The organism is Streptomyces sp. URMC 126, from assembly GCF_051386555.1.
In the GTDB taxonomy this organism is placed as follows: Bacteria; Actinomycetota; Actinomycetes; order Streptomycetales; family Streptomycetaceae; genus Streptomyces.
The window spans coordinates 24902-36199 of sequence record NZ_JBPQTX010000035.1; the positions used below are offsets into that span (position 1 = coordinate 24902).

The 11298-nt window shown below is 74.4% G+C and carries 5 protein-coding genes and 1 pseudogene; 3 read left to right on the top strand and 3 right to left on the bottom strand.

Going from position 1 to position 11298, the window contains the following annotated elements; genetic code table 11:
- The first annotated feature begins 186 nt into the window (after positions 1 to 186).
- From ACSNOK_RS07130 to ACSNOK_RS07140, 3 genes and pseudogenes are all read left to right on the top strand, one after another.
- Positions 187 to 896, top strand: a pseudogene (locus tag ACSNOK_RS07130) (IS5 family transposase).
- A 165-nt stretch (positions 897 to 1061) separates the two neighbouring features.
- On the top strand, positions 1062 to 1616 hold the full coding sequence (locus ACSNOK_RS07135) for a hypothetical protein (protein ID WP_436779729.1): 555 nt from the start codon (positions 1062 to 1064) through the stop codon (positions 1614 to 1616).
- A gap of 805 nt (positions 1617 to 2421) precedes the next feature.
- Positions 2422 to 3837 carry a DEAD/DEAH box helicase gene (locus ACSNOK_RS07140; RefSeq protein ID WP_436779734.1) on the top strand — a complete coding sequence of 472 codons (1416 nt, stop codon included), beginning with the start codon at positions 2422 to 2424 and terminating at the stop codon, positions 3835 to 3837.
- 632 nt (positions 3838 to 4469) lie between these two features.
- On the opposite strand, the gene ACSNOK_RS07145 is transcribed toward ACSNOK_RS07140, so the two are convergent.
- From ACSNOK_RS07145 to ACSNOK_RS07155, 3 genes are all read right to left on the bottom strand, one after another.
- A complete protein-coding gene (locus tag ACSNOK_RS07145; RefSeq protein WP_436779730.1) occupies positions 4470 to 5057 on the bottom strand; it encodes a hypothetical protein in 588 nt (195 codons plus the stop codon).
- Between the two features lie 513 nt (positions 5058 to 5570).
- The gene (locus tag ACSNOK_RS07150) at positions 5571 to 10343 is read right to left on the bottom strand and encodes a tetratricopeptide repeat protein (protein WP_436779731.1); all 4773 of its coding nucleotides are present in this window, start codon (positions 10341 to 10343) and stop codon (positions 5571 to 5573) included.
- A gap of 95 nt (positions 10344 to 10438) precedes the next feature.
- Positions 10439 to 10765, bottom strand: a complete 327-nt coding sequence (locus tag ACSNOK_RS07155; protein WP_436779732.1) for a trypco2 family protein — start codon at positions 10763 to 10765, stop codon at positions 10439 to 10441.
- Positions 10766 to 11298 lie beyond the last annotated feature (533 nt).

Genomic DNA, 11298 nt, shown 5'->3' on the forward strand with positions numbered 1-11298 from the left:
CGGGGCGTCGAACGCCGCCGCGAAGTCAGCCGCTCGCGCGGTACGCGGCGAAGCCTGGACGTCCGGCCGTCGGGGCGATACCGACAAGACCATCGGTGGCGTGAAGCGCGATGCCTGAATCGGTCTGCCTGTCTTTCCCGCCGGCCGCATCCAGGGGGATGGCATGCCCGTTGGCGACGCCTTGACATCGTTCCTTTTGGCGCTTGGGGCGTTGAACGGCTCAAGGCGGATTTGGTTGAGCGGCCGGTGCCGGACGAGTTGTGGGAACTGTTCCGGCGGGTGGTGCCTCCGGCAGAGGTCATACGCCCGCAGGGCGGGGGCCGTCGGCGGGCGGGTGACCGCGAGGCCTTGGCGGCGATCGTCTTTGTGGTCATGTCGCGCTGCGCCTGGCGGCAGCTTCCACCGGTCTTCGGGCCTTGCCGGCAGACGGTCTACCGGCGGTTCGCCCAGTGGAGCCGGCAGCGGGTCTGAGCCCGGCTCCACCGCGTCATCCTCGATGATCTCGGCGCTCGCGGTGACCTGGACCGGTCGCGGTGCGCGATCGACTCGGTCAGCGTCCGGGCGTCAAGAGGGGGCCACTGACCGGAGCGAATCCGACCGACCGTGGCAAGAGCGGATCGAAGATCCACCTGATCACGGACCGGAACGGCCTGCCCCTATTGCTGGGCATCTCCGGCGCCGACATGCGCAAGCGCGGCATCGCCCACCGCACCGCCCGCAAGGGCGTCGCGTCCTCCCGGTGACTGGGCCGGCACGGCTGGGTCGTCGGACGGACCGTGTCCTGGCCGGCCGGATGCCGGCGCCTACACCGCCGCTACGAACGCAAAGCCGAGCACTTCCTCGCTTTCGTCGGCACGGCCACAGTCCTCCTCGGCTACCGCCGGCTCACCAAATGAAGCGATGTCCAAATCGGGGCGGACGGGGACGAAGCCAGTGCTCGGCAGCCTACTCACTCACGACGAGTAGACCGCGTACTCAGCTGACCAGGTCGGGACGCATCCCTGTGCTCCCTCACAGCCGATGGTCGCGAGCGGCCGGCCCCTCAGGGGATGATGCCGCCCATGTACGCCTACCAAGACTCCTCGCTCGTCTCCGATGGCTCCGGACTGCGGCAGGCCGTACCGGCCCGTCCGGTCCGGCGGTTGGTGCCGCTGTTCGTCGCCACGGTGGTCGTGCTGCCGCTCTGGTGGTTGCTGCTCTTGGCCTTCGTCGTCGCGTTTCTTTTCTTCGCCCCCTTCCTGGATGTCCTCGCGATCATCCCGGGCGCCGAGCGGGCCGTCGAACGCGTCGGGAACAAGGTGGGAATGAAGATGGAGAACAAAGAGCCGCTCTACCCCGGGTGGGTTGTGACCTGGCCCGAATTACGGCATGAAGGCGACGCCGACTTTTATCGGGCCCGGGTCGACAGGTACCTGGACCGCAGGACGGAGCGAGCCTCGATGCCCAAGGGAAGGAGGAAATCGGGAGCGCCCATGGAGTGCGAAGTTCCGCTGCGGAAGTACCGCGGTGTGGGCGGCGCCTACGTGATCGAGGCGGCCACGGCACGCGGCTGGGAGCCCGAACTCTCAAGCCCCGCGGACCGGATTCGGCTGCGGTGGCCCGCGGCGCGCGCGTAGTCCGCTCTATCGGATAAGGACCAATCCCGCGCGGACCAGCCGGACGCAGGTTGTCATCATCAGGTCGTGCGCCTTTCCCTGTAAGGCTCGTCCCCGGGTGGGACGACGGCGCCGATGACGGTGGCCTCCGGCGGGCAGTCGTACGCTTCGGCGATAGGCAGGTTCTGCCGAGGCGGTCTCCGCCCCAAGGGCCCGCACCGCGACGCGCGCCTTCCTGCCCCACGACCCCCGGATCCCCGCACCGGCCTCGGCCCATCACGCCGCCGAGGGCGCTGACGACGGGCGCTAGCCTCATCGGTCCTTCAGCCCGCACCGCGGTCACGGGTTTCTTCGATCACCACGCCGTCCCCCCGTCGCGAGGAGGGCCACCGCGTCGTCGCTACCCTCTGCTGCCCGACCTCCACCGAGGTCGACGTCGACCCGGCCGGCCGCATCGCGGCCACTCGCGTGCTGGACAGCCACTGACCGCCCCCCGGGCACCTCCCGCCGACCTGCCACCCGGTGGCCTGCCCGTCCCGGACCGGCTCCGGCCCGCCGGGCCGCCGGGGCTGATCAGTCCCCACCCTCCGGGTGCCGAGGGACGACCGCAGCGCCCAGGCGACCGCCACCAGACGAAGGAGCGCCAGGAGAAGGGCTCGTCGTGTGCGTTATCATCGTGTGTTCGAGCGGCCGTGGCGGCCGGTGGCGCGCGTCCTCGCGGTCATCTCGGTCTGTCCGATCGGTCTTTCCGAATGTTCTTGTCGGCCGGCTGTCCGTCGCTGCCAGGCCTTCCTCGGTTCGTTTCCCCTGCGGAAGGCATTACGTGATTCATCCGGGCTCCGACGCCACGCACCACGACCCTGCCCAGCCCGCGCCCCTGACTCCCGCGGCGACCCCGGCGGCCTCGTTCGACGGCCTGGGGCTCCCGGCCGAGGTCCTGCGCGTACTCGCCGAGCGCGGTGTGCGCGAGCCCTTCCCGATCCAGGCGGCCGCGCTGCCCGACGCCCTGGCGGGGCGGGACGTCCTGGGGCGTGGGCGCACCGGGTCGGGCAAGACGCTTGCTTTCGGTCTGCCACTGCTCGCCCGGACGGCCGGGCGGCGTGCCGAGCCGAAGCAGCCCCTCGCCCTGGTGCTGGTGCCCACCCGGGAGCTGGCCCAGCAGGTCGCCGAGGCGCTCGCGCCGTACGCGGACGCGCTCAGGCTGCGGATCGCCACGGTGGTCGGCGGCATGTCGATCGGCCGGCAGGCTGCCGCGCTGCGCGACGGCGCCGAGGTGGTCGTCGCCACCCCGGGACGTCTGCACGACCTGGTCGAGCGCAAGGCCTGCGCCCTGGGCCGCGTCCGGATCACCGTCCTCGACGAGGCCGACCAGATGTGCGACATGGGCTTCCTGCCGCAGGTCACCGGCGTGCTCGACCAGGTGCGGCCCGGCGGCCAGCGGATGCTCTTCTCGGCCACGCTGGACCGTGACGTCGAGCATCTGGTCGGCCACTACCTCCGCGACCCCGTCGTCCACTCGGCCGACGCGTCCGCAGCCCCGGTCGCGACGATGGAACACCACGTGCTGGTCGTCCACGGCCCCGACCGCTACGCCGTGATCACGGAGATCGCGGCCCGTGACGGTCGTGTCCTGCTGTTCCTGGACACCAAACACGCCGTCGACCAGCTCACCAAGCATCTGCGGGCCAATGGTGTGCACGCCGCGTCCCTGCACAGCGGCAAGTCGCAGCCGCAGCGCACACGGACTCTCGCGCAGTTCAAGGACGGCCGGATCACCGCGCTGGTGGCGACCGGTGTGGCGGCTCGCGGTCTGCACGTCGACGACCTGGACCTGGTGGTCAACGTCGATCCGCCCACCGACGCCAAGGACTACCTGCACCGCGCGGGCCGCACCGCCCGGGCGGGTCGGGCGGGCAGCGTCGTCACCCTGGTGCTGCCCGGTGGGCGCCGGGAGACGAGCCGGCTGACGGCCGAGGCCGGCGTCGAGGCGACGGTCACCAAGGTGCGCTCGGGCGAGGCGGAGCTGAGCCGCATCACCGGGGCCAAGGCCCCCTCCGGCATTCCGCTCGACGGCAAGCCCGCCGATGCGCCACGAGCCAAGAACACCAACGTTCCCTTCCGCGGCCTGGGCACCGGCAAGGGCGCCTCGCGCGGCAGCGGCGGCAAGCCCTCCCGCAAGGCCGGGGAGGCCCGCATGATGGCCGAGGCCCGGAAGGCGGCCCGGGTACGCCGCGGCGGCTGAAGGGACCCACTGCAACGACCGGACGGCGGCGGTGGGGGGCGGGGGCACGGATATCCATCCGGTCCCGAGCCCATGCCGGGGACTTTCCTACCCACCCCCCCATGGCCGCGAGTCCCTCACGATCTCCGTCCGGCGCATCACATCAGACCCTACCGGGAGCCGTCGCGACGCAGGGCTGCCGAACGCACCTCGCCGCTCGACCGGTGCGGCGCGCGGCGCCCAGGTGAGGAGGCCGGGAGGGCTGCCGGCATCGTGCCGTCCGCGCTGGTTCCGCCCGGCGGTGAAGCTGAAGCCCGGCGCGGGCAAGGGAGTTGCCGGAGGAACTGGTCCGAGAGCCCGATGAGGAATCGGCGGTCCATCCGCTGAAGCCGAAGCGCCCGGCTGCGGTCGAAGCACTGAAGCAAGCGCGTCGGTCAGTGCGTCCCCGCGACCGGCCCGGCCCTCGGCTTCACGCCCGGGGCCGACGCGGCCACTGCGGATGCACGGCGCTTGAGACCTGCCGAGCGACGGCATGCTCGCGGCCGTCGGGAGCCGTGGCCTTCCGGCCGACAACTCCGGCCGACAACTCCGGCCGACAGCTCCGGCCGACAAGCTCCGGCCGGCGGCCGCACCGCCGGCCGAGTGCTCGGAGCCTACTCGGGCGACCAGCCGGCCCCGGCCCAGGCGTATTCGTCGAAGCCGTCCGGCACCTTGCCGCAGGGGGCGTAGGCGGTCACGGCGTAGGTTCCCGTGGACCGGTACCAGTCCACGTCGATCGTGTCTCCGCTCACGGGCTGCTCGAACCAAAACCCGTGGTCGGAGACGTCTTGCAGCGTCAGCTTCCATCCCTGGCGTTCCAGGCGACGACGGGTGCGCTCCTCGGCGGACCGGGCCGTGGCCTCCGGAACATCCGTGACGCGCCACGACAGTTCGAAGCGGCGTACGTCCCGGCGGCCTTGGTCGATATGGGCAATGGACCGCAGCCCGCGGTAGTCGCAGGCGCTCGTGCCCACCCGGGAGGGCGCCTCGGGGGTCCGCGGCAGAGCCGCCTCGTCGTACACCCGTTGCGCCTGCGCCTTGAGCCGTACGGCGATTCGGTCGGGGTCTGCCGGAGGGTACGGTGTGCCGTTCCACAGTCGAAGGCCGGCCACGTACGAGCCGCCGATCGCGCCGACGGCGAGCAGACCGCCGGCGGACCACAGGGCCAGGCGGGCGGGGCGACTCCTCGGAACAGCGCTCATGATCACAAACGTAGGAGGGCGGTGCCACGGCCCGCGTGGGCGCAGGTACTCGACTGCGGATGAGTAGTACCTGGGTACGCCGGTCACCGTCGCGAGCCGCTGGTGAACGGGGGACCGCCGCCATGCGGTGGTACCGACGCGCCGCATTTCCCGTCGGCTTCGGCCGCCCCGCGTGCCTCAGAGCCACGACGTCCACAGTCGGCGCACCGGTCCGCGAAACAGCGGCGAGACCGGCGGCGCGCCCTATTGCCCCGCCCGCCGGGCCGACCCGGCGACCCTGACTCCGCACGCCCGGCCCGGCACCCTCGTCCTCGCCCCCTGCCCAGGCTCGACGAGACAGCCCGGGCTCCTGCGACGGATCGCCCTCAACGGCCGCTGCCGGGATCAGGCGCGCGACGCGGTGTACCCGCGGACGGCGCTGCCGGAGCAGGGGCTCGGGGCGACGAGCCGTGATCTGCGGCCGGGGGAGGGAGGACGGCCTCCCCAGCCTCCCCAGACTCACCCGCCTCACCATCACCGCTCGCCCGCCCCCTCACCCAGAGCCGGCGAGGCGGCCAGGCGTGCCCGAGTGTCCGTCACCGCGCCCAAGTACGGCGCGGTGAGCCCCGGCTCGGTCTCGGCGAGGGCCTGCCACAGGGTGGCCGCTTCGGTGGCGGCGGCCTTCGCCTCCTCCCGGAAGGCGTTCGCGAGCAGCCGGGTCCTGGCGTACGCGAAGAGCGCGAAGGCGAGGTGGTCGCGGTGGGCCGCGTGGTGGCGGGCGGCCAGGGTGCGGCTCAGGGAGACCGCCCGGGCGGTGAGGTCCAGGGCCTCCGGGTGCCGTCCGGCCTCGCTCAGCCGCAGGCCGTGGTGGGCCCGGGCCCAGACCAGGAGCGGTTCGCCGGCCGAGGCGTCGGCCGCCGCCGCCCGTTCGGACACGGCCAGGGCCTCCGCCGAGACGTCGAAGGCCTCGTCGTGCGCCGACGGGACCAGTGCCAGGAGGCGGCCGAGGTCGACCAGCGTCAGGGCCTGCAACCTCCCGTGGGCGGGATCCGCGCCCGCCAGGCCGCGCGCGGTGGCGACGGCCTCCCGGGCGTACGGCAGACCCTCGGCCGCCCTGCCCCCCTCCACCAGGTGCACGCCCAGCCCCGAACGGGCCAGGGCGCGGACGACGTAGCGTTCGCCGGCGGCAGGCAGGGCGTCCGCGACGGCGACGGCCCGGCGCAGGGTCTCCTCGGCGTCCCGCCGGCCGGCGTTGTGCCGGAGGCAGCCGAGGACCCACAGCGCGTACGCCAGCGAGCCCCGGCCGGCGCCGTCCGGCCGCGCGAGGCCGTCGAGCAGGCCGGTCACCTCCTCGGCGACGGGCAGCGCCTCGGCGCGGCGTCCCGCCGCGATCAGGGACGTCACCAGGGAGGACAGGGCCGGGAGCAGCCGGGGATGAGGGTCGGCGGAGCCGTTCCCGGACGGTGGCCGGAGGGCGGTGACGGCCCGGCGCAGGACGTCCGCCGCGTCGTCCGGGCGGCCCGCCGCGGCCAGTTGCGTGCCGAGCACGAACAACTCGTCGCCGTGCGCCGGGCCGGCACCGGCGTCCTGTCGCAACAGACGGCCGCCGACCTCGATGGACTCCTCCAGCACAGCCAGTGCCTCCGCCGCCTGCCCGGCCCCGGACCGCAGGAGCCAGAGGCCGGACAGCGCCGTGGCGAACCCGCGGGTGTGGGCTTCCGCGTCCCGCCGTACGAGGGCGCGGTACAGCTCCACCGCCTCGGCCGCCGCCGCCACGGCGTCCGCCGTCCGCCCCGCGTCGTTCAGGCAGTGCGCCCGGGCCAGCAGGGCGTCCGCCAGCGCGGCCCGCGCCCGGTCGGCCGTGTCCGGCACCGCCGGGCGGCGGTGGAGGCGGACGACTTCGTCCAGCGCCGCCAGGGCCTCGTCCGGTCTTCCCACGGCGAGCAGCCGGCGGGAGAGGTTGTGCAGGGCGGAGGCCAGGTCGTCGAGCGGGGCGTCGGGGCGCCGCTCGACGAGCGCGCGGTACAGGCCGACCGACTCCTCGCCGGCCCGTACGGCCTCCTCCGGATCCCCGGTCTCCTCCAGCTGGGTGGCCAGCGTGTCCAGGCTCATGGCGAGATCCGCCCCGAACGCCCCGGGCTCCGCCGCGAACAACGGCCGGTAGCGGCCGACCGCTTCCCGGGCCGCCGCCAGCGCGTCTGCCGGCCGCCCCACGTCGTTCAGCCGGTGGGCGTAGGAATTGAGGGAGTTGGCCAGCCGGTGCCCGAACCCGGCGGGCTCCCGCTCCGCCAGCTGCCGGTAGAGGCCCACGGCCTCTTCGGCCCGCGCCAGGGCCTCGTCCCGCCGTCCCGCCCCGGCCAGGTCGAGGGCGAGGGAGTGCACGCTGAGCGCGAGGTCGGCGAGGTAGGTCTCAGGACGTTCGGCGGCCAGTCCGCTCCGGATGTCGACGGCCTCCTGGGCCGCCTCCAGCGCGGCCCGCGTCCTGCCGACGAGGTGCAGGCCGGTGGAGTGGGTGCCCAGGCTGCGGGCGACGCCGTTGCGGAAGGCGTCCGGGCGGCGCTCGGCCAGGGACCGGTAGTGGGCGACGGCCTCCGCGCTCGCCGACAGCGCCTCCTCGACGCGTCCGCACTCCGTCAGCCAGACGGCCCGGTTGTTCAGGGCCGCGGCGAGCTCCGGCAGGGCGTCGTCGCCGTGCTCCGCGACCAGGCCGCGCCGGAGACCGACCTCCTCGTCCATCGCCGTCATCGCCGTCTCGGGGCGGCCCAGTTCGCCCTCGGCCTGGGCGAGCGCGCCCAGGCCGTGCGCCAGGCCGGACCGGAACTCGTCCGCGTCCGGCCGGGCGAGTCGCAGCTCGCGGTAGAGGCCGACGGCCTCCTCCGCTGCCGCCAGGGCCTCCCGCAGCCGGCCCAGAGCACGGGCCGTCAGCGACAGGTTGTGCAGGACGGCGGCCAGATCGGGCCGGTAGGCGGCCGGATCCTCCCGCGCGAGCCGCCGGTACAGCACGACGGCCTCCTCGGTGGCCGCGTACGCCTCCCGCTTCCGCCCCACGTCACCGAGGCGGCCGGTCAGCCGGCGCAGCATCAGGGCCAGGCCGGGCAGCCGGGCGGCGTCCTCGCGGGCCCATTCGCGGTGGATCTCCACGAGCCGCTCGGTCACCTTCGCGGCCGGCGACCCCAGGGCGTGCGTCGGCCGCGGCAGGCGATCGGCCAGCTCCAGCAACTCCTCCGGCGTGGCGCCCACCCCGCCGGCCAGCCGCTCCAGAGCCGCCACCAGCGGGCCCGGCCGCTCGACCCGCGTGGCGACGTCGACGGCGGGACCGGTCAGCACGTCACGCCGGCGCACGCACAGCTCCGTGAGGGGTGCGTCGAGGGCGTCGCGGTGGGCGGGGTGGGCGGCGGCCCGGGCGTAGACGGTGAGGAGCCGCGCGTTCTGGGCGTCCGTGAGGTCGTACGGCGCGCGGCCGTCCGCCGCCGTCGCGCCGCCGAGCAGGTCCGATGCCAGGTCGGGGTTCTCGGTCAGCCGCCGTCCCACGAAGTACTCGGCCAGCCGGTCCGGCCGCAGGGAGCCCCACGCCCTGCCGTCGCGGGGCGGGTAGAGCGCGGCGATCCAGCGGGTGAGGGCCCGGTGGCACGCGCGTCCGCGGTCGCTGAGGTAGGAGAGGCGGCCGAGCAGGGCCTCCGCCTGGCGGCGGGTGTCGGGGACGCACAGGAAGGCCGCGGCGAGGGCGTCCCCGCGGGTCTCCTCGTCCAGGTCCGGGGGCAGGTACCGCAGGGCGGCCCTCGCCCAGTACCCGGACTCGTGATCGAGCAGCCGCTGCTCCACGCGTACGGTCTCGGCACCGGCCGCTGGGGCCGGCTCCGGCGCGGCCCCCGGGCGGGCCGCGGCGGTGCGGACGGCTTCGTCCAGGAGGTCGGCCAGCGCGGTCATGTGCAGGGTGAGGGCCCGGTCCAGGCCGGGGCCGGCCAGCCGGCCGGGCTCGCGCCGTACGGCACCCGTCACCGCGGCGGCCACCTCCGGCCACGCGTGGTGCTCCTGCCCGCCCACCGTCGTCAGGGCGTGAGCCAGGTGCCCCACGGCGGCCAGGTAGGCCTCGGCACGGTCTTCGGGGCATGGTTCCAGCGGCGGCAGCGGAGCGCAGGCCAGGCCGTCGAGAAGGTCCCGGGTGCCGCTGTTCGCCCGCCGTGCCGGCTGCCACCAGTCGTCGTCGGCGTGCCGGGCGAGCAGCAGCACCTTGAACGGCTCCTGGACGGGGTGCGCGGCGACCGTCGCGAGCAGGGCGGTCAGCTGCTCGACACGGGTCTCGGCGAAGTCGAGGACGACCAGCAGCGGAACGGCCGTGTCGGCGAGCGCCGCCAGTGCCTCGGCCTGCGCGTCGGCCTTCGGCCACACCACCGCCGTGCGCCCGCCGGCCAGCCGGGCCGTGAGTTCGAGGGCGAGCCGCGTCTTGCCCTGCCCTCCCGGCCCGTGTACCAGACGTACGCCGGGGCCGCGCCGCTCGCACCAGCGCAGTAACTCCGCGAGCAACTCCTCGCGACCGCGGAAGGGGACGACGGCGTGGCAGGCCTCCAGCAGCGCGGCGGGTGAGGCCGGCGGGTCCGGTGTCGCGAGGCGGTCGTCGATGCCGGACGTCCGCCCGGCCCACTCCGCCGGTTCCGCCGCGGTCGCCACCCCGTGCTCCGCCAGGACCCGGCGGAAGTCGTCGTCGTGGAGCAGGACGTAGGCAGGCGCCAATTCCAGCCGGGTGTGCTCGAAACCGCCGAAGTCCGTGCCGACCACCCCGGTGAGCAGCCCGTCGCAGAACACGGCCGCGCCCGAGAGGCCGGCCCAGGGCGAGATCTTCCGCCCGGACGCGTCGGTGCACGGGACGACCCGCTCCGTCAGGCGCATGAGATGGCGGTCGGCGACGGAGCGGTCCGCCCGGTTGACGGTTCCGGTCACGTGCAGGATCTCCGGCGCACGGATCTTCCGCTGGACGGCGGCCGGCAGGCCCCAGGCCTCGCAGTCGGTCGCGGGCCGGTGGGTGACGAGCCGCCCCCACCGGGCCGGCGCGACCGGCCGCGGTGCTCCCTCCGCGTCCGGATGCTCGTGATCGAAGCGCAGCAGGGCCGCGTCGTCGCATCCTCCGGGCGTGCCCCGCCAGGCCACCGTCGCGGCGTACTGCCCCTCCTCGCCGGGGTGGAAGAACGTCACCGCCCCGCCCACCGCCGGCACGACGTGCGCCGAGGTGAGGACGAGGCCGGGGGCTATGACGTACCCCGACCCCGTGTCCTCGGGCCCGTCCACCCCGACCATCAGGTCATCGCTCACCGTGCCGCCGCCCCCCGTACGTCCTCACCGCGCCCGCAGCCGGGCCGGCCATGCCTTTCGCCCCGGTCGTGCCCTCGGTCCCGTTCCCGGCCGCGTCAGTTCCCGATGCGGCCGGACACGTCGCCCGGCCCCGGCTCCGTCAGCCGCCTCCTGTGGATCAGGACGTCCCCGTCGAGACCCTCCGGCGTCAGGGCCACCTTGACCCGGTGCGTCCGGCCCCGGACCGCTCCCGCCTCGCCGTCACCGGAGACCACCCAGACCCGGAACCCCGCCTTCGCCCTGACGTCCTGACGGATCTCGACGGCGAACTCCAGCTCGATGGGCCCCACGCGGAACCTGATCTCCTGCCCGCTGCCGGAGGCGGCGGCCTCGGTCAGCTCGTCCCGCAACGCGGCCACGGCGGCCGCCAGTTCGATCTCCATGCCTGCATCCCCCCGCGCACACCGCGAACTTGCTCCGGCTGATGCCTCCGGAGACGTGTCCGACGGTACAGGCGAGTCGGCCCGGGGAGAGGCTGGTCACTGGTATTGCCCGTGGTGACCTGCCGGGCGTACCGGTGAATCGCGGTGCCGGAGGCCCCCGCCAGGGCCGCGAGACAGTGCGGTCGCCGTAAAGGCGAGGACCGTGTACTCGACCGGCCGAGAGCCGCCGACCGTGCGCCCTGCACCCCCGCTTCGTCCCGCGCTTCGTGCGAAACAGAACCCAGTGTCGCGGTCGCCGTTCCCGCCGGCCGCGAAGTCTCCCGGACGATGACGGCCGGTCGTCGCCCGGTCGGCTGCCGGACGCTCGACGGCGCGAACGGTGCCTCGCTCCCGCGAAGTCAGGTCGGACGGAACCTGGTTGACGGGTCATCAGGACGGGTTCGTAGGGTTGGCGCCATGCCTGACGGAATCCCTGACGCCTCCAAGGCCCCCGACGCCCCCGATGCCACCAGTGCCCCCGACGTCCCCAAAAC

Coding starts and splice junctions, on each gene's coding strand:
- ACSNOK_RS07135 (WP_436779729.1), top strand. CDS start 1,062: ATGTACGCCTACCAAGACTCCTCGCTCGTCTCCGATGGCTCCGGACTG.
- ACSNOK_RS07155 (WP_436779732.1), bottom strand. CDS start 10,765: ATGGAGATCGAACTGGCGGCCGCCGTGGCCGCGTTGCGGGACGAGCTG.
- ACSNOK_RS07145 (WP_436779730.1), bottom strand. CDS start 5,057: ATGAGCGCTGTTCCGAGGAGTCGCCCCGCCCGCCTGGCCCTGTGGTCC.